Genomic DNA, 18,047 nt, shown 5'->3' with positions numbered 1-18,047 from the left:
TCGTGAGTAAACCAACCGTAAATATCTTCTGGTTCAGAAGAGACCTAAGACTGACCGATAATCATGGCTTGCAAAAGGCCCTGAAAGGCAATTTACCGGTGATTCCCATATTTATTTTTGATAAAAACATTCTGGATAAACTGCCTGAGAAGGACGCCAGGGTTAGTTTTATACATCGTCAGCTGCAAAATATGCGAACCAGGCTGGAATCAGAATACAACAGTTCTCTGGCCGTATATTACGGGACACCCGTCAAGGTGTTCTCAAAAATCCTGGAAGATTTCGAGGTGGAGTCTGTCTTTGCCAATCACGATTACGAGCCCTATGCCGAGCGAAGAGACAACCAGGTTTACGATCTCTTCGAAACAGAATACATCGAGTTCTACACCTATAAAGACCAGGTGATCTTTGAAAAGGAGGAGGTCGTGAAGGATGATGGAGATCCATATGTCGTTTACACTCCATATATGAAAAAATGGAAAGAGGTTTTTAAGGATCTCTCCCTGGAAGAATTTGAAATAGATCCTTATGCCGGCAATTTTTATCAGAGTACCGAATTACCTTATTTAAGATTGGAAGACATGGGTTTCAAACCCTCTTCGGTGCGGGTACCCGATTACGACCTGTCCTCCGAAACCATCCGCAATTACGAAGATACACGCAACTTCCCTGCACAGGATGGTACTTCGCGAATAGGACCCCATCTTCGTTTTGGAACGGTGGGCATCCGAAGCGTATATAAGAAAGCCCTTGCCGAACAAAATGAAACCTTTCTAAATGAGCTCATCTGGAGAGAATTTTTTATGCAGATCCTCTGGCATTTTCCCCATACCAAGGACGAGAGTTTTAAAAAGAAATACGACCGGATCGAATGGAGGAACAACGAGGAAGAATTCAGGCTCTGGTGCGAGGGAAAAACAGGCTACCCGCTGGTTGATGCCGGGATGAGAGAACTCAACGCCACCGGTTATATGCACAACAGGGTTCGGATGCTGGTGGGCAGCTTCCTGTGTAAACACCTGCTCATTGACTGGAGATGGGGTGAGGCCTATTTTGCCGAAAAACTACTCGATTACGAAATGGCTTCCAATGTTGGGAACTGGCAATGGGTCGCGGGAAGCGGCGTGGATGCAGCACCTTATTTCAGAATTTTTAATCCCACCACACAGATCAAAAAATTTGACGAGGACCGCAAATACATAAAGGAATGGGTCAAAGAATTCGATAGCGACACCTATCCTGAACCCATAGTAGATCATAAAGAAGCCAGGGAAAGATGCCTGAAAGTTTATAAAGCAGCTTTGGACGGATGAGACAGGGGCGTGAATGGTGAGTTGTTAGTCGTTAGTCGTGAATGGTGAATGAGGAATGGTGAATGAGGAATGGTGAATGAGGAATGGTGAATTTAAAAATGAATGCGGAAGCACACCCTTTCTAAATTCCATTTTTGTTTATTCCCAACTGCTGCACGGTTCCCAAAACGACAGGCGAGCACACCCCGGAACATGTCCTTACCCCCTGTTACCTGGCGGTATGGCAGGATTTACTTCCGGAAGGGATGGCAAATGGACCTTGTAACCCATATCCCGTACCAGAGAAACACATAATAAAAAAGCCTCCCGATCGGGAGGCTTCCTTTATTTTAAAACTTCAGGTTAGAGATTACTCTCCTTTTCCTTCCATTTTATCCTTAAGTGCCTGAAGCTGATCGTTAGCGTCACCAAGCGTAGTTTTTTGCTCGGTTTGCTTACCACGCTTAGCGGCAGCTTTTACATTTTTCTCTTCCTCTTCTTTGAAGATGGCAGTGTGAGAAGCAACAACTTTTTTGAACTCTTTATTGAACTCAATGATCTTAAAGTCTGCAGTTTCTCCTTTTTTCAGTTTCTTACCGTCTTCTTTTTCAAGGTGACGAGAAGGAACAAATGCAGTGATATCTTCGTTGAATTTGATAGTAGCTCCTTTGTCTACCATCTCATCGATCTCCGCAGTGTGAACAGTTCCTTCACCAAACTCTTCCTGGTACTTATCCCATGGATTTTCCTGAGTTTGCTTGTGTCCAAGGCTTAGTTTACGTCCATCAACATCCAGCTCAAGTACTTCTACTTCAAGCTCATCACCTACATTAACGAATTCTGATGGATGCTTGATCTTCTTGGTCCATGAAAGGTCTGAGATATAGATAAGTCCGTCGATTCCTTCCTCCAGCTCTACGAAAACACCGAAGTTAGTAAAGTTACGAACGATACCTTTATGCTTAGAACCTACAGGATATTTAGAAGTAATATCGGTCCATGGATCCGGAGTAAGTTGCTTGATACCAAGAGACATCTTGCGCTCCTCTCTGTCAAGAGTAAGGATAACCGCTTCTACCTCATCTCCTACCTTTACGAAATCCTGTGCAGATCTCAGGTGAGTAGACCATGACATCTCAGAAACGTGGATAAGTCCTTCAACACCTTCAGCTACTTCGATAAATGCACCGTAATCTGCGATCACAACTACCTTACCTTTCACCTTATCTCCAACTTTCACCTCTTCTCCAAGAGCATCCCATGGGTGCTTCTGAAGTTGCTTAAGTCCAAGCTGGATTCTTGATTTGTTATCATCGAAGTCAAGGATAACCACATTGAGTTTCTGATCCAGCTCAACCACTTCGTTCGGGTGGTTGATACGAGACCATGACAGGTCTGTAATGTGGATAAGACCGTCAACACCTCCAAGGTCGATGAACACCCCGTAAGAAGTGATGTTCTTAACGGTACCTTCAAGTACCTGACCTTTTTCAAGCTGCCCGATGATCTCTTTTTTCTGTTCTTCAATATCAGCCTCGATAAGCGCTTTGTGAGACACAACAACGTTTTTGAATTCGTGATTGATCTTAACCACTTTGAATTCCATTGTTTTTCCAACGTAAGCATCGTAATCGCGGATAGGCTTCACATCAATCTGTGAACCTGGAAGGAAGGCTTCGATTCCGAATACGTCAACGATCATACCTCCTTTGGTTCTGCACTTCACGTAACCGTTAACGATCTCTCCTTTATCGTAAGCAGCGTTAACACGATCCCATGCCTTGATGGTTCTGGCCTTTCTGTGAGAAAGTACAAGCTGTCCGGTCTTATCTTCTCTTACGTCGATAAGTACTTCTACCTTGTCTCCTACTTTAAGATCAGGGTTGTATCGGAATTCATTTAGTGAGATCACCCCTTCAGACTTGGCATTGATATCAATGATCGCCTCTCTGTCGGTCAGGTGAACTACCGTTCCTTCAACAACTTCTTCATCAGCAGTATCAACGAAGTTCTCTTCAACAAGAGCTTCGAATTCCTTTAATTTATCATCTTCAACAGGGTCAATTCCTTCTTCGTAATTGTGCCAGTTAAAGTTTTCCAGGAATTCCTGTTTTGATACGTTTTCCTTTTTTACTTCCTGAGCTGTAGCTTCAGCTCCTTGGGTTTCTTTAGTTTCAGCCATTTTGCTGAGTTAAATTTGTATTCTGTGAACAAGGTAGAGGTCGCAGCACTTACCCACAGAAGGTGTTAGTAATTAAATGTTTAAAATCCTTTTTCCTCTTACTTCTGCTAAAAAGGAGTGCAAAAATACGATTATAAGTTTTGAATTACAAAACAATGCCATAAAAAAAGAGCATGTCCTCTCAGACATACTCTTTTGATAATCATTCCCTTCTGTCAGGGGTTAGCGACCTGAGATCAGATTCCGGGCATGGCTTAGGATTCTTTCAAATTGTTCCTTTTCTCCCATATCGCTGTTATCGATCTCAACCGCATCTTCAGCCTTTATGAGCGGGGAATCTTTCCTGGTGGAATCTGCGAGATCTCTGGCCTCTACATTTTCCAGCACCTTCTCATAAGTGATCTCTTCCCCTTTTTCCAGGAGTTCCTTATACCTTCTGGTGGCCCTGATCTTCGGACTTGCGGTCATGAACAGCTTGAGTTCTGCATCTGGAAACACCACTGTACCAATATCCCGGCCATCCATGACCACTCCTTTATTCTTGCCCATAAGACGTTGTTGCTCCACCAATTTCTGGCGCACTTCGGGTATGGCAGCCACCGTACTCACAAAAGATGACACTTCCATGGTCCGGATACGGTCTTCGACACTTTCATCATTAAGGCAAACCTCTGCCTTACCGGTATTTTCATTCTTCCTGAAAGCTACCTTTATTTGGGGCAATTGCTCCAGTAAGGCTTCCCTGTCGAAAGCTCCGGAACCGGGATCAATAATGCCATGATTGATGGCAAAAAAGGTCACCGCCCTGTACATGGCCCCGGAATCCACATAGATATAATCCAGGGCATCGGCCAGCTGGCGGGCTACGGTACTCTTACCGGTAGAGGAGAATCCATCAATGGCTATGGTGATCTTTGCCATGAATTATAAGGTTTTCGCGTTCTTAACTTTTTGATTGGTGATCGCTATCTCGATGACCTCGCTCATTTCCTTCACATAATGGAAGGTAAGCCCTTTGAGGTACTCCTGTTTGATCTCCTCTATATCTTTTCGGTTATCTTCACACAGGATAATCTCCTTGATCCTTGCCCGTTTGGCAGCCAGGATCTTTTCCTTGATGCCACCCACCGGGAGTACTTTTCCTCTTAAGGTGATTTCCCCGGTCATGGCCAGACTCTTCTTAACCTTACGCTGGGTGAACAAGGATACCAGGGAGGTAAGCATGGTGATCCCTGCGCTGGGGCCATCCTTGGGAGTGGCACCCTCAGGAACATGGATGTGAACGTTATATTTCTCAAAGACCCCGGGGTCTATCCCCCATTCTTCTGCATTCGATTTAATATACTCCATGGCAATGGTAGCCGATTCCTTCATGACCTGTCCGAGGTTACCTGTAATGGTCAGGTTTCCTTTCCCTTTGGTAAGTATGGACTCGATAAAGAGAATATCACCTCCGACACTGGTCCAGGCCAGACCGGTAACCACTCCGGCCACATCGTTATTCTCGTATTTATCGCGCTCCATTCGGGCTGGTCCCAGGACCTTCTCTACATCCTCTGCGGTAACTTTTATATTGTACTCCTCTTCCATCGCAATGGATTTGGCCGCATGTCTTACCATTTTAGCGATCTGTTTTTCCAGGCTCCTCACCCCGGACTCTCGCGTATAGCCTTCCACGATCTTTTCCAGTTCCCGCTTTCCGATCTTTACATCATCCTTGGTTAACCCATGCTCTTCGAGTTGTTTTGGCAACAAGTGTCTCCTGGCAATCTCCACCTTTTCTTCTATGGTATACCCGGTAACATTGATGATCTCCATTCGGTCGCGTAATGCGGGCTGAATGGTAGCCAGGTTATTGGCGGTGGCAATGAACATGACCTTAGACAGGTCGTAACCCATCTCCAGGAAATTATCATAAAATTCGCTGTTCTGTTCGGGATCCAGCACCTCGAGCATAGCCGAAGAAGGATCTCCGCTGTGACTTACAGACAACTTATCGATCTCGTCCAATATAAAAACAGGATTCGAGGTTCCTGCCTTTTTAATACTCTGTATGATACGGCCCGGCATGGCCCCAATATAGGTCTTTCGGTGCCCCCTGATTTCTGCCTCATCCCGTAATCCGCCAAGCGACATACGTACATACTGCCTTCCCAGGGCTTCAGCTACAGACTTGCCCAGCGAAGTTTTTCCCACTCCGGGAGGTCCGTATAAACAGAGGATGGGTGATTTCATATCATTACGCAATTTGAGCACCGCCAGGTACTCAATAATCCTGCGTTTCACATCTTCCAGACCGTAATGATCTCTGTCAAGTATGCGCTGGGCCCGTTTCAGGTCAAACTGATCTTTGGAGAATTCATCCCAGGGAAGTTCGAGGAAAAGCTCCAGGTAATTCCGCTGGATGGAATATTCGGCCACCTGCGGATTCATGCGCTGGAGTTTCATAAGTTCCTTATCAAAATGCTCCCCGACCTTTTCCGACCATTTTTTGGTTTTAGCCTGACTGCGCATTTCCTCGATCTCTGCTTCAGAGGACACGCCGCCTAACTCTTCCTGAATGGTCTTCATCTGCTGATGCAGGAAATATTCCCGCTGTTGTTGATCCAGATCCGAGCGCACCTTGCTCTGAATATCATTCTTAAGCGCGAGCTTTTGAAACTCCACGTTCATGTATTTCAGCGTAGCCAGAGCGCGTTCACGGAGGTTACTGTTCTCCAGCAACTCCTGCTTCTCATGTACTTCCAGATTCATATTGGAAGAAATGAAATTGATGAGGAAAGAAGAACTCTCGATATTTTTAATGGCAAAAGACGCCTCCGTCGGGATGTTCGGGCTTTCCTTTATGATCTGCAGGGCCAGTTCCTTGATCGAGTCGATAATGGTATCAAACTCCGTCTGGTCTTTTGGTTTCTCCTCGGGCAGATCCTCAATGCTGGCAGTAAAATATGGATCATCAGAAATGATCTCCTTGATCTTAAAGCGCTTCTTCCCCTGAATGATCACAGTCGTATTCCCATCGGGCATTTTTAAAACCCTCAGGATTCGCGCTACGGTACCCACGCGATTCAGATCTTTTGCCTCCGGGTCTTCTACACTTTCATCTTTTTGTGAAACCACGCCGATGACCTTGGTGCCGTTATTGGCATCCTTGATCAATTTTATCGACTTATCCCGCCCTGCCGTAATAGGAATTACAACCCCGGGAAAAAGCACGGTGTTTCTCAGCGGCAGTATGGGTAAGGATTCCGGCAGAACTTCATTATTGATCTCCTCTTCGTCCTCAGGGGTCATTAAGGGAATCAACTCTGCATCTTCATCAAAATTCTGCAATGACAAACTGTCAATATTCAAAAACTTAGTATTGCTCATAATATTTTTACGGTCATTCTGTCATTTCAGACAGACTGTTTTTCTTTTCCATTTTTTTTCGCCCCAACCTCAACCCCTTCAAATAATGGTGATTATTTAAGGCAAAGCCGTTCAGGGACACTTAGTAGTTACAATAGCTATGCCATATTTAATCCGGAACCCCAGCCTGGAGCCAAAGGATAGTTATGACAGGAGGAAAGATCTGCAAAATTAAGGATCATTCCCCTTAAAACCAGCTAAATGAAATATTTTTACTAAAAGTGTAACATTTCAGTTCTACGATCATCTTTATAATAAACGATACTTTTTGAGCCAGAGTAGTGTAAATAATGACCTGTTAATTGAACGGTGTAAAAAAGGAGACCAGCAGGCACAGATGGCGGTTTACAAAGCCTATTATGCGGCCATGTATAATACCTCCATACGCATCGTCAAAGACAGCTTTGAAGCCGAAGACATTATGCAGGAGTCTTTCCTGAGTGCCTTCACCAAAATAGACAGCTTCAAAGGAGAGGTAACTTTTGGAGCCTGGTTGAAACGCATTGTCGTAAACAACAGTATCCAGCACTACAGGAAAAAACAAAAAGCGAATGAGATTTCACTTGACCAGGTGGAATACAGGGTTGGAGACCAGGATGAAGTTGATCCTGATCATGAGTTTAACAATATAAAGGCTCAAAAAGTATTGCAAACCATGAAAATGCTGAAGGATAATTACAGACTGGCTCTTACCCTTTACCTGATCGAGGGATACGATTATGAAGAGATCTGTGAAATCATGGATATCAGTTACGCCAATTGTCGTACCACCATATCCAGAGCAAAAGATCGATTACGAAATTTATTAAAAGAAATGGCTTATGAATAAGCAGGATTCCATAGAGACACTTTTTAAGAACCTGGAAGGGCAATTTGACACAGAAATGCCCAACAAAGGTCATGAAGCGCGCTTTTTACAAAAGTTGCAACAGGTAAAAGACACCCCGGAAAAACGTTCCGGACCTATAACCTGGACCATCCTGGCCGTGGCTGCTTCTTTTGCCCTGATCATCAGTATCGGACTGGGAGTTTTTAATACCACAGGAGAGAACACCGCAGATCCGGAATTCAAGAAAACGGAGTATTACTTCGCCTCGGTTCTGAGAACCGAGATCGAGAAACTGGAGGCAGAAAAGGATCCTGTTACCGCAAAGCTTGTGGAAGATACCATGACACAATTAAATAAACTGGAGGGCGATTATAAGAACCTGGAAAAAGCCCTGCAGCAACCCGGAGATCAGAGCATGATCCTGCACGCGATGATCACGAATTTTCAAACGAGGATCAACCTGCTACAAGATGTATTAATTCAAATTGAAGAAATCAAAAAACTAAAAAACAACAGTGATGAGAACAATGTTATTTAAACTGGCCTTTATCGGGCTTGTACTTCCCCAGATGATCCTTGCCAAGGCAGATCCGGATTTTAAAGGGAAGTATACCAAGGAGAAAACCATTAAGAAAGAATTCAAGGTGAATGCCGATGCCCTGCTGAAAATAGACAACAGCTACGGAAACCTGTATATTACCACCTGGAAAGAGAACCGCACCGTTATTGAGGTGCATATTAAGACCAACAGTAACAGCGAAGATAAGGCTGAGAAAAAACTGGATGAGATCAATGTTACTTTTGACGCCTCCCCTTCTGCTGTTTCGGCCAAGACCATATTTGAGAAAAGTGGATGGAACTGGAACTGGGGCAATGGAAATAACGTGAGTATGGAAATTAACTATACCATCAAAATTCCGGTGACCAACAAGGTAGATCTCAGTAATGATTATGGAAGCATTAACCTGGATCGTATTGACGGAAAGGCGCAAATAAGTTGCGACTACGGTAAACTGATCCTAGGCGACCTGAATGCTGATGGCAATGAACTGCGGTTTGATTACACCAATGATTCCGAAATTAACTTTATCAAAAGTGGTAACATTAGTGCCGATTATTCGTCTTATACTGTAACCGATGCGGGAACATTAAAGGTGAACGCCGATTATACCAAATCGAATATAGGTAAGGTGAATAAGTTAACATACAGCTGCGATTACGGTAGTATGAAAGTGGCAGATGCCGGGGTTATCGAAGGAAACGGGGATTATCTCACAGCCAGGTTCGGTCGCGTCAATGGCGGACTAATCCTGGGATCTGACTACGGTTCTATCACCGTTGATGAAATAACCGGCGGAGACATTTCCCTGAAAGCCGATTATACCAATATGAAGCTGGGCTATAACCCCAACTATAGCTTTGACTTTGTAATTGACCTGAGTTACGCCAGGGTAAAAGGAGATGACAATGAATTTAATTATAAAATTCAACGGGAAAAAAACTCCCAGAACTACTATGAAGGCAGTTATGGAAGTACCGGGAAGAATCAGCTTAGTATACAGTCCGATTATGGGTCTGTAGAATTCAGAAAGAACTAGATCATCAATTATAAAAACCAATACGTTATGAAAAATTTCATGCTGGCAGGAATTGCCTTATTAAGCCTCAACCTTGGTCATGCCCAATGGTGGGGCGGTGAGAAAGTAAAAGGAAACGGGGAAATGACCTCAAAGACCGTGAGTACAGAACCTTATGATAAGGTAAGTGTTGCCGGAAGCTTCCAGGTATTTTTAACAGAAGGGTCGGAGGGAATGATCTCCATTGATGCAGAATCGAACCTGATCCCGCATATCGAAGTGGAGGCCAAAAACGGTAAACTTAAGATCGGTACCGAAGATGGCTATGACCTGCGCCCCAGCAGCGGAAAAAAGATCACCATCAGAGTACCTGTTGAAGAACTGAGTGAAGTATCTCTGGCCGGGTCGGGAGACCTGGTTTCCGAAACTGTGCTCAAAGGCGATCACGTGGAGTTCAACCTTGCCGGGTCGGGCGATATGAGTATTAAAACGGATGCCAAAAAAGTGGCAGCCAACCTGGCCGGTTCCGGAGACATCAATCTGGAAGGAGCAGCAGAATGGCTGGATTGCAATATTGCAGGATCTGGAGATATCGATGCCTATAATCTCAAGGCCATGGATGTGGAAGCCAACATCGCCGGTTCAGGGGATGTGATGGTAACCTGTAACGGTCAGTTAAATGCCAACATTGTTGGTTCAGGCGATGTGATCTACCAGGGGGAGCCCTCAAAAGAGAAATCCAGTAGTCTGGGTTCCGGGGATATCAAAAAGCGTACCCGCTAAAAGGAGATAACTACCAACCAAAATCAGTAAAGCCTGCAACTTATGAGTTGCAGGCTTTACTTTTAAAATGTTCAATGCGGTATTCAGAAGTTATCGGGCACCGTAAGGGCGATGAAGTGTTTACTGTAACATCTCATTATTGGCCTCTTCAATTTCTGAAGGTTGTACAGGTTGCTCAACAAATTTACCCTGAGCCCTGATGTAACGATATCGCATCTCGAAACGATTCTTCCCGTATACCTGTACCCAGATATCTGAGCCTGCAGGATCTGTTAATTCCAGTTTTATATCTTCAACAGGATGGGGTAATCCTATGGGTTCCGGGTGATTCTTGCCTAAGGCTTTAAACCATAGCCGGGCTTCTTTTACCTCTTTCTTTTCCGTTGTAAAGTACACTCCATCGGCATTGACCACCAGGCTTGTGATCAACTCATCCGGAAATTCGGGAACGAGAAGATCCGCATTACTGATATCCGGCCATCTCAATTCAGAAATCATGATCTTGCGGTTCTGTGCATCTTCAGAAGTAAGGTAGCAAACCTGACGTTGACTGGCAGAGAATTGGATAACCTGATCCCGGGCCGTGGCGAGGGTCATCCAGGAAGAGGTATCATAAAGATCTCCAAGTTTAAGGTACATCCGCAGATGCTGATCTTCTGACCTAATTATTCCAACAACTGCTTCCAGTGAACTGTCAAAATAGGCCGTTGGGAGTTCCGAGTCTGCAATCGTCAATTCAGGATTGGTTTTAGCTGAAAAATAGACCCGGTCTTCCTTTTCCGTAGTACCTACCTTGTGCATCATGGTTTTGGTTCTCGATGCAAACTTCGGATCATCACGCTCATCTGCAGACCATCGGTGGTAGAGCAGGTTTTGGCCATCCGGCATCCAAGAAAGCCGGTAGGGAGAAATTCCTGTGAGGTAATTATCAAGGATATGACCATTCAGGTCAACCACCACTACATCGCAAATTCCGGAATTTTCAATTTCCACGGCAATGGCCACCTTTCCGGCATTTTGATCCGGGTATAACCCAATAACATTTAAAGCCTCCTCCCCACTATGGTAATCAGCCAGTTGAAACAGCACCATCTCACCCGAATGATACGCAGCCCTGTAAAACACGCTGGTATCGTTAGACAGCAATGACCTTTTCACGTAAAAGTAACTTCCATCCCGTCCCATGACGGCCGTAGTTACATGAGACGCCTCTCCAGGCATCACCATTTGATGTTTTCCGGTGGGGTTTTCACTATCTGTTATCAGGGGCGGTACCCGGCTCAGGTCAACAACCCCCGGGGAACTTAATGGTCGTTCTCCGGTTTCTGTTATGCATTGCCTTGATATTTGTGAAAGCAATGCTCCCGAGAGAAGCATAAACAGCAATAATAAACAATGATTTTTCATATTTCTGGAATTATTTTGTTTCAGTCCGGAAGTTTCAGCGGGGGTACAGAAACTTTACAGCGTGAAATTCCATAATTAATTCCTATAAAAACATGAGGGAAATCATTGAGTTAAAAAACGAAAAACCCTGCATTTGATAATGCAGGGTTTCCTAATACGATCGATTTATTTTCTAAGCTTTTCAGGCCTCGACTTCCTCTTTACTTTCAACAGATGCCAGGTAACGCTCTGCATCAAGTGCAGCCATACATCCTGTTCCTGCTGCCGTGATCGCCTGACGGTATTCCTTATCCTGAACATCCCCGCTGGCAAATACGCCGGGTTTATTGGTTTTTGTAGATTTCCCTTTGGTAATGATATACCCGGTGTCATCCATATCCAGTTGTCCTTTAAAGATATCTGTGTTGGGTTTATGTCCGATGGCAATAAAAAGTCCTGTGATCGCGATCTCTTCCTTCTCTCCGGTCTGGTTATTTACCATTCTAAGGCCTTCCACCACCTGATCTCCGAGAACTTCATCTACCTCGGTAAAATATTTAACATCCAAGTTTGGTGTATTTTCCACCCGATGCTGCATGGCTTTAGAGGCTCTCATTTCTCCCTTTCTAACCAGCATGGTTACCTTATTACAGATATTGGCAAGGTATGTCGCTTCTTCTGCAGCTGTATCTCCACCTCCAACGATGGCAACATCCTGGCCTTTATAAAAGAAACCGTCACAAACCGCACAGGCAGAAACCCCTCCGCCGCGCAATTTTTGTTCACTAGGGAGTCCGAGATATTTTGCTGTTGCGCCTGTGGCAATGATGATGGTTTCCGCTTCCAGTGCTGTCGTATTATCAACCTTTACCTTATGAATTCCTCCGATCTCATCACTCAGCTCAACTTCGGTGATCATCCCAATCCGCACTTCTGTACCAAATCTCTCGGCCTGTTGTTGTAATTGCACCATCATGGTCGGGCCATCTATTCCTTCCGGATAACCCGGGAAATTATCAACTTCTGTGGTAGTTGTTAATTGTCCGCCTGGCTCCATCCCCGTATACATCAGGGGTTTCATATCTGCTCTGGCGGCATAAATGGCCGCTGTATATCCTGCTGGTCCGGATCCGATGATCAGACATTTAACTCGCTCTACTTTATTTTCAGACATAATTCAAAATTCTTAATTGGTTCAAAAATAAATTATTTGGATTAAAGCATTTCCAAAAAAAAACTAAAATTAGTTCTCAATCCTCTTCCTCACTGATTTAGCTTAAAAAACAACACCTCACTGCACTGATTTACAGCCATTTAATTCGTCTATTTTTTGTATATTAACATAACTAAATCATGTTATCAAACATAAATTCGGCTAATCATGAAGATATTTTCTTACGCAATCATTACGGTTGTGGTACTGGTTTTATTTGCTGCCAAACCTTTCCAAAACGATGCATCCTCTCAACTTTCATTAGAAGGAACCTGGGAGCAGATTGATCAATATACCTACGATGGAGAAAAAGTCGTGGACACCATTAAGGCCACCGAGGGATACCGACAGATCAAAATGTTCTACAACGGAAAAGTTATGTGGACACGATTTGTACCTCAGGATTCTGTAGAATGGTTTGGGTATGGCAGTTATATCGCCACCGACGATTCTTTGAAAGAAACCCTTGAATACGGTTCCGCCTCTATGATGCAAATTATTGACACTGTCAGAGTATTCCAGTTCAAACTTATTCTCAAAGACAACTGGTACAGCCAGATCCAACTTGATGCCGATGGTAATCCGCTGTATTCTGAAAATTACAAAAGACTGGATTAAACGTATTTTCCATTAAAAAAGGCCGTGGTTCACTCCCGGCCTTTTTTGTTTTTCTAATGCGGAAGTTTACTTCTCAAAAGTCCGTAGATGTAAGTTCCTGCCACTGCACCTCCGATAACTACCAGAATGGGCCAGTATCCTGCACCGGTAAGGGTAAACATGGGTCCCGGGCATGCCCCGGCGAGAGCCCACCCCAATCCGAACAGCACCCCGCCAATCAGGTATCGGGGAACACTCTTTTGCTTGGGAGGGATTATGATCTCTTCGCCACTAAAACTTTTGATCTTACCCCGTTTAATAAACTGTACGAAGATCACTCCCAGGGCCAATGCAGATCCTATGATACCGTACATATGAAAGGCCTTAAACTGAAACATCTCATAGATGCGGAACCAGGAAGCTGCTTCCGATTTAAACATGGTGATACCAAAGATCACCCCTATCAGGATATAAAAAATTCCTCTTTTCATTCGTTTCATTTTTAGTTCTTAGAAAATCAGGGGGAACAACAGGTTGATCATGATCAAGCCTCCGGCAAAGAAACCGATCACAGCGATCAGAGATGGCAGCTGAAGGTCACTCATTCCTGAGATCGCGTGACCCGAAGTACACCCCCCTGCATATCTTGCTCCAAATCCCACAAGAAATCCGCCCAGAAGCAGTAGCCCGAGCGTTATGGGCTGACCAAAAACATCATTCGAAAATATTTCCGTCGGAAGATAGGCATCCCCAGCGCTCTCAAATCCCATATTCTGAAGCTCTACGACTACATCTTCATTTATATTTACTTTTGTATCCCTGCTTAAGACGGTATTGGCAAGAAATCCACCCATTACCGCACCCGCGACCAGGAGTAAATTCCATCGTTGTGATTTCCAGTCGAAACGAAAGAAATCATTGGTTTTCCCGGCACCGGCAATGGTACAAAAGGTTCTTAAATTGGCAGACATCCCGAAATTTTTTCCTGCCATCAACAACAGCAGCATGATCACTGCGATCATAGGCCCGGAAACGTACCAGGGCCAGGGTTCATAAATCCATTCCATAAATGAGTAATATTTTATTGCAAATAAAGGAGAAAATAGCTGTTGAGTCTGTAACATAGGTTACCTATGCCAGGGGGGAATAAAAAAGGGTGACTCCCTGGCCACCCTTTAACTATACTTTCGAGGTCTCAGACTTTTTCCCCTTTAAGCATCTTATTCCAATACAGATATGGAAGCATATATTTTTTGAGCATCCACAATCTCCAGTGCTCTTTTGAAGAATCGCTGATGAGCATTTGCTTTAGTTTGGGGTCCGGGGTAAAGTTTCCGTCGTAATCAAACTCAGCCAATACCATCTTTCCATAAGCCGTAACCAGGGGGCAGGAACTATATCCGTTATAGGAGTGATTATCTGCCTGTTTACTCGCAATGAGTTTCAGGATGTTATCAACTACAACGGGTACTTGTTTTCTGATGGCAGCCCCGGTTTTGGCGGTAGGTAGCCCGGCCACATCTCCAAGTCCGAAAATATTGGCATATTTCTTATGCTGCATGGAATATTGATCCACTTCCAACCAACCTCCATCATTAACCAGATCTGAAGTCCTTATAAATTCAGGGGCAGCCTGGGGCGGGGCGAGATGAAGCATATCAAAATGCATCTCAATAAGACCATTTTCCAGTTCCTTCCCTTCTAATTTTCCCGTTCCGTCAAACAGCGGTTTTTTATCCTCCGGACCATTGTATTTGAACCATATTTTCTGCTTTTTTCCATCTATTTTTACCGGCTCCATATGCGGCTTGAAGATCATGCCATACCTGTCGATCACCTTAAGAAGCGTTTCGCGAATCTCCTTGACCCCGAAAATGGTTGTACCAGGGGTTAAGAACGCCAGGTTGGTTTTGGATTGCAATCCGTGTTTTCTCACATAATCGGCTGCGAGATATGCTATTTTCTGAGGTGCTCCTCCACATTTTATGGCCCCGGAAGGTTGAGTAAAAATGGCATTGCCTCCCTTAAAATTCTTTAATACCTCCCAGGTATGCTTAGGGTCGGTATAATTGCTGCATACCACCCCTTTATCTATAGCCTCGGCTAACCCCTCAATTCTATCATAGTCCATCACCAACCCCGGTGCCACCACCAGGTATTCATACCCGATATCTCCCGATTCGGCTGTTTTAACTATTTGGTTTGGCGCATCGAATCCGGTCGCACGGTCCTTTATCCAGGTTACCCCTTTGGGTATAAAATTTTTGGTGGGACGAGCGGTATTCTCAAAATCATAAGTTCCAGCACCAACCAGCGTCCATGCGGGCTGATAATAATGTGTTTCTGAAGGTTCAATTAATGCGATATTCAAATCTTTATTTGCCTTTTTCAATTGGGCTGCAGTCATCAAACCCGCGGTCCCACCACCTATAATGAGCACTTGATATTTCATATCAGTATGTTTTAATTGTTTCTAAATTAGTGAATTAGAAAAAGGCAAATTATGATATTTGTTAGCCTTTTAAGCCTGAATAGATCATTCTGAAGACTTTATCTTCCCACTTGCACAGCTCACCACTGACCTGGCCTTCTGAAGAATGCCATTTTCCTCTTCTACCGAGGGGTATCCCAATTGCTTTAAAACCGATTTGACCCGCAAAGGCGTTTCCGACAACTCATGTTCCACCAACACCGTATGCTCTTCCAGTATTACTTCAGTATGGAGGATATCTTTCTCCCCTGAAAGCCTGGATAAGATGGATTTGGCGCACCCGCCACATTTCAGATTCTGAATTATTATTCTTGTTCTCATGAATCCTTTTCAATACCAGTTCAAGATTCCACCTTTCAGATCATATATCTCCTTAAATCCCATCCGGGATAACATTTTGGAAGCCCTCCTGCTGCGATTACCTGATCTGCAATAAATGTAAACCGGCTGCTCCCTGTTGAGTAGCTCACATTGGGACTGAAACTTCCCGGTTTGAAAAATATCCAGGTTTCTAGCACCTTCAATATGCCCTTCCAGGTATTCTCTTTTGGTTCGCACATCTATAATCACTGCATTTCCATTTGAAATTCTCCTTTTATAATCTTCCGGTGATAAAACCTTTACCTGATCCGATCCGGGAGAAAAAAGCAGTTCGCGTAGTGTATCTAAAATCATTTTATCCTGACATTTAAAAAGGAAGCAGTCAGGTAAAACCTAACTACTTCCCAATCCAACCAATAATGATCAATCTGTGAATTGAGAGGCCCGACATTGCAAAATCGTTCTCAAGGGCCTCCAACCTATTAATCCTTTACCAAGGTACTTCAATATCAAACTATGCACAGTAACAATAGTTACACAACTCTGTTAATTGAGCGTAGAAGGACAAACATAATCCGTAACCGGAGCTCCGACCTCCTTGATCGCTTTGAAACCTCCTTCGACGTTGATCAGGTTATGAATCCCACGGCTTTTCAATATAGAGGCAGCGATCATACTTCTATAGCCTCCGGCACAATGCACAAAGAAATTCTGACCTTCCGGCATTTCCTTTAAATGCTCATTCAAAAAATCCAATGGCGCATTTTCGGCATTTACTACCCGTTCAGAAAGGTACTCGCTCTTACGTCTGACATCGATAACCGGAATTGGGTTGTCCTCCATGACCTCCCTGAAATTAGAGGCAGGTACAGAATCAACGGTATCGTATTCCTTAGCAGCCAACTTCCAGGCGTTGAACCCACCCTTGAGATATCCAAGGGTTTTATCAAATCCCACACGGGATAACCGGGTTACTGCCTCTTCCACTTTCTCTTCCTCTACCACCAACAGTATCGGTTGGGCTACATCGGCTATTAAAGCACCTACCCATGGTGCAAAGTCGCCATCCAGTCCTATAAATATCGATCTTGGCACATGACCTTTGGCGAATTCCGCCTGATTCCTGACATCGAGCACCAATGCCCCTGTTTCATTGGCCAGGTGTTCAAAAGCCTCTGCATCAAGAGCCTGCATCCCTCTTTCAAGAACGTCATCAATATCCTCGTATCCTTCTTTATTCATTTTTACGTTCAGTGGGAAATATTTTGGTGGTGGTAATAATCCATCTGTAACCTCCTCAATAAACTCTTCCCTGGTCATATCTGCTCTCAGGGCATAATTCATGTTTTTTTGATTCCCGAGGGTATCCACCGTTTCCTTCATCATATTCTTACCACATGCAGACCCTGCTCCATGCGCAGGATAAACGATGACTTCATCTGCTAATGGCATAATCTTGTTTCTTAAACTGTCAAACAGGGTACCGGCAAGATCCTCCTGGGTCATATCGGCAGCTTTTTGTGCCAAATCCGGTCTGCCCACATCTCCCAGAAATAAGGTGTCACCCGTGAAAATTGCGTGATCTTTCCCCTCTTCATCTCTCAGGAGGTAAGTGGTACTCTCCATGGTATGTCCCGGTGTATGCAATACCTTAATGGTTATTTTTCCAAGAGCAAACTCCTGTCCATCTTGGGCGATAACCGCATCGAATGATGGGTTCGCCAGCGGGCCATAAATCACAGGGGCGCCACTTTGTTTAGACAAGGTGAGGTGACCGCTGACAAAATCGGCGTGGAAGTGGGTTTCAAAGATATATTTGATCTTTGCACCATCGGCTTTAGCCTTATCCATATAAGGTTTAACTTCCCGCAGCGGATCAATAATTGCAACTTCACCATTGCTTTCTATGTAATAAGCGCCCTGCGCCAGGCATCCGGTATATATTTGTTCAATTCTCATAAAAAG

The 18,047-nt window shown here is 44.2% G+C and carries 17 protein-coding genes; 6 read left to right on the top strand and 11 right to left on the bottom strand.

What is annotated here, in order from left to right; genetic code table 11:
• Positions 1-2: 2 nt before the first annotated feature.
• Positions 3-1,313, top strand: coding sequence for a cryptochrome/photolyase family protein (locus tag K7R11_RS12410; protein WP_224491056.1), 1,311 nt, complete (start codon positions 3-5; stop codon positions 1,311-1,313).
• A gap of 349 nt (positions 1,314-1,662) precedes the next feature.
• On the opposite strand, the gene rpsA is transcribed toward K7R11_RS12410, so the two are convergent.
• The 3 genes from rpsA to lon all read right to left on the bottom strand — a co-directional run bounded on the left by rpsA (position 1,663) and on the right by lon (position 6,846).
• Positions 1,663-3,474: a 30S ribosomal protein S1 gene (gene rpsA, locus K7R11_RS12405; protein WP_224491055.1), complete on the bottom strand. Its 1,812-nt coding sequence runs from the start codon at positions 3,472-3,474 to the stop codon at positions 1,663-1,665.
• A gap of 222 nt (positions 3,475-3,696) precedes the next feature.
• Positions 3,697-4,395, bottom strand: coding sequence for a (d)CMP kinase (cmk, locus tag K7R11_RS12400; RefSeq protein ID WP_224491054.1), 699 nt, complete (start codon positions 4,393-4,395; stop codon positions 3,697-3,699).
• Between the two features lie 3 nt (positions 4,396-4,398).
• Positions 4,399-6,846, bottom strand: coding sequence for an endopeptidase La (lon, locus tag K7R11_RS12395; RefSeq protein WP_224491053.1), 2,448 nt, complete (start codon positions 6,844-6,846; stop codon positions 4,399-4,401).
• Positions 6,847-7,153: 307 nt separating this feature from the next.
• Between lon and K7R11_RS12390 the strand changes: the two genes are divergently transcribed.
• Genes K7R11_RS12390 through K7R11_RS12375 form a run of 4 tightly spaced genes read left to right on the top strand, consistent with a single transcriptional unit; the run spans position 7,154 to position 10,074 of the window.
• Positions 7,154-7,714, top strand: coding sequence for an RNA polymerase sigma factor (locus tag K7R11_RS12390; protein WP_224491052.1), 561 nt, complete (start codon positions 7,154-7,156; stop codon positions 7,712-7,714).
• A complete protein-coding gene (locus tag K7R11_RS12385; RefSeq protein WP_224491051.1) occupies positions 7,707-8,252 on the top strand; it encodes a hypothetical protein in 546 nt (181 codons plus the stop codon). Before K7R11_RS12390 ends, K7R11_RS12385 begins: the two co-directional genes overlap by 8 nt.
• Positions 8,233-9,312, top strand: coding sequence for a hypothetical protein (locus tag K7R11_RS12380; RefSeq protein ID WP_224491050.1), 1,080 nt, complete (start codon positions 8,233-8,235; stop codon positions 9,310-9,312). Before K7R11_RS12385 ends, K7R11_RS12380 begins: the two co-directional genes overlap by 20 nt.
• Positions 9,313-9,339: 27 nt before the next feature.
• On the top strand, positions 9,340-10,074 hold the full coding sequence (locus K7R11_RS12375) for a head GIN domain-containing protein (RefSeq protein WP_224491049.1): 735 nt from the start codon (positions 9,340-9,342) through the stop codon (positions 10,072-10,074).
• Between the two features lie 120 nt (positions 10,075-10,194).
• Here K7R11_RS12375 and K7R11_RS12370 read toward each other — a convergent pair whose 3' ends face one another.
• Together K7R11_RS12370 and trxB are read right to left on the bottom strand one after the other, a co-directional pair.
• Positions 10,195-11,481, bottom strand: coding sequence for a beta-propeller domain-containing protein (locus tag K7R11_RS12370; RefSeq protein WP_224491048.1), 1,287 nt, complete (start codon positions 11,479-11,481; stop codon positions 10,195-10,197).
• Between the two features lie 181 nt (positions 11,482-11,662).
• Positions 11,663-12,634 carry a thioredoxin-disulfide reductase gene (trxB, locus tag K7R11_RS12365; RefSeq protein ID WP_224491047.1) on the bottom strand — a complete coding sequence of 324 codons (972 nt, stop codon included), beginning with the start codon at positions 12,632-12,634 and terminating at the stop codon, positions 11,663-11,665.
• A 207-nt stretch (positions 12,635-12,841) separates the two neighbouring features.
• Here trxB and K7R11_RS12360 point away from each other — a divergent pair, with 207 nt between their 5' ends.
• Positions 12,842-13,291 carry a hypothetical protein gene (locus tag K7R11_RS12360; protein ID WP_224491046.1) on the top strand — a complete coding sequence of 150 codons (450 nt, stop codon included), beginning with the start codon at positions 12,842-12,844 and terminating at the stop codon, positions 13,289-13,291.
• A gap of 53 nt (positions 13,292-13,344) precedes the next feature.
• On the opposite strand, the gene K7R11_RS12355 is transcribed toward K7R11_RS12360, so the two are convergent.
• The 6 genes from K7R11_RS12355 to K7R11_RS12330 all read right to left on the bottom strand — a co-directional run bounded on the left by K7R11_RS12355 (position 13,345) and on the right by K7R11_RS12330 (position 18,041).
• Positions 13,345-13,761 (bottom strand): YeeE/YedE family protein, encoded by a 417-nt coding sequence (locus K7R11_RS12355; protein WP_224491045.1) that lies wholly within the window; start codon positions 13,759-13,761, stop codon positions 13,345-13,347.
• An 18-nt stretch (positions 13,762-13,779) separates the two neighbouring features.
• On the bottom strand, positions 13,780-14,337 hold the full coding sequence (locus tag K7R11_RS12350; protein WP_224491044.1) for a YeeE/YedE family protein: 558 nt from the start codon (positions 14,335-14,337) through the stop codon (positions 13,780-13,782).
• 128 nt (positions 14,338-14,465) lie between these two features.
• Positions 14,466-15,722, bottom strand: coding sequence for an NAD(P)/FAD-dependent oxidoreductase (locus K7R11_RS12345; RefSeq protein WP_224491043.1), 1,257 nt, complete (start codon positions 15,720-15,722; stop codon positions 14,466-14,468).
• Between the two features lie 84 nt (positions 15,723-15,806).
• Complete coding sequence (locus K7R11_RS12340; protein ID WP_224491042.1) at positions 15,807-16,082, bottom strand: heavy-metal-associated domain-containing protein; 276 nt, start codon at positions 16,080-16,082, stop codon at positions 15,807-15,809.
• Between the two features lie 9 nt (positions 16,083-16,091).
• Positions 16,092-16,436 (bottom strand): rhodanese-like domain-containing protein, encoded by a 345-nt coding sequence (locus K7R11_RS12335; protein ID WP_224491041.1) that lies wholly within the window; start codon positions 16,434-16,436, stop codon positions 16,092-16,094.
• Between the two features lie 192 nt (positions 16,437-16,628).
• Positions 16,629-18,041 (bottom strand): MBL fold metallo-hydrolase, encoded by a 1,413-nt coding sequence (locus K7R11_RS12330; protein WP_224491040.1) that lies wholly within the window; start codon positions 18,039-18,041, stop codon positions 16,629-16,631.
• Positions 18,042-18,047: the final 6 nt, after the last annotated feature.

Origin of the sequence: Robertkochia flava (genome assembly GCF_020166515.1) — a bacterium.
Classification (GTDB): domain Bacteria; phylum Bacteroidota; class Bacteroidia; order Flavobacteriales; family Flavobacteriaceae; genus Robertkochia; species Robertkochia flava.
This window is presented reverse-complemented; position numbering and strand designations above follow the sequence as displayed.

Coding starts and splice junctions, on each gene's coding strand:
- rpsA (WP_224491055.1), bottom strand. CDS start 3,474: ATGGCTGAAACTAAAGAAACCCAAGGAGCTGAAGCTACAGCTCAGGAA.
- cmk (WP_224491054.1), bottom strand. CDS start 4,395: ATGGCAAAGATCACCATAGCCATTGATGGATTCTCCTCTACCGGTAAG.
- lon (WP_224491053.1), bottom strand. CDS start 6,846: ATGAGCAATACTAAGTTTTTGAATATTGACAGTTTGTCATTGCAGAAT.
- K7R11_RS12385 (WP_224491051.1), top strand. CDS start 7,707: ATGAATAAGCAGGATTCCATAGAGACACTTTTTAAGAACCTGGAAGGG.
- K7R11_RS12380 (WP_224491050.1), top strand. CDS start 8,233: ATGAGAACAATGTTATTTAAACTGGCCTTTATCGGGCTTGTACTTCCC.
- K7R11_RS12375 (WP_224491049.1), top strand. CDS start 9,340: ATGAAAAATTTCATGCTGGCAGGAATTGCCTTATTAAGCCTCAACCTT.
- K7R11_RS12370 (WP_224491048.1), bottom strand. CDS start 11,481: ATGAAAAATCATTGTTTATTATTGCTGTTTATGCTTCTCTCGGGAGCA.
- trxB (WP_224491047.1), bottom strand. CDS start 12,634: ATGTCTGAAAATAAAGTAGAGCGAGTTAAATGTCTGATCATCGGATCC.
- K7R11_RS12360 (WP_224491046.1), top strand. CDS start 12,842: ATGAAGATATTTTCTTACGCAATCATTACGGTTGTGGTACTGGTTTTA.
- K7R11_RS12355 (WP_224491045.1), bottom strand. CDS start 13,761: ATGAAAAGAGGAATTTTTTATATCCTGATAGGGGTGATCTTTGGTATC.
- K7R11_RS12350 (WP_224491044.1), bottom strand. CDS start 14,337: ATGGAATGGATTTATGAACCCTGGCCCTGGTACGTTTCCGGGCCTATG.
- K7R11_RS12345 (WP_224491043.1), bottom strand. CDS start 15,722: ATGAAATATCAAGTGCTCATTATAGGTGGTGGGACCGCGGGTTTGATG.
- K7R11_RS12340 (WP_224491042.1), bottom strand. CDS start 16,082: ATGAGAACAAGAATAATAATTCAGAATCTGAAATGTGGCGGGTGCGCC.
- K7R11_RS12335 (WP_224491041.1), bottom strand. CDS start 16,436: ATGATTTTAGATACACTACGCGAACTGCTTTTTTCTCCCGGATCGGAT.
- K7R11_RS12330 (WP_224491040.1), bottom strand. CDS start 18,041: ATGAGAATTGAACAAATATATACCGGATGCCTGGCGCAGGGCGCTTAT.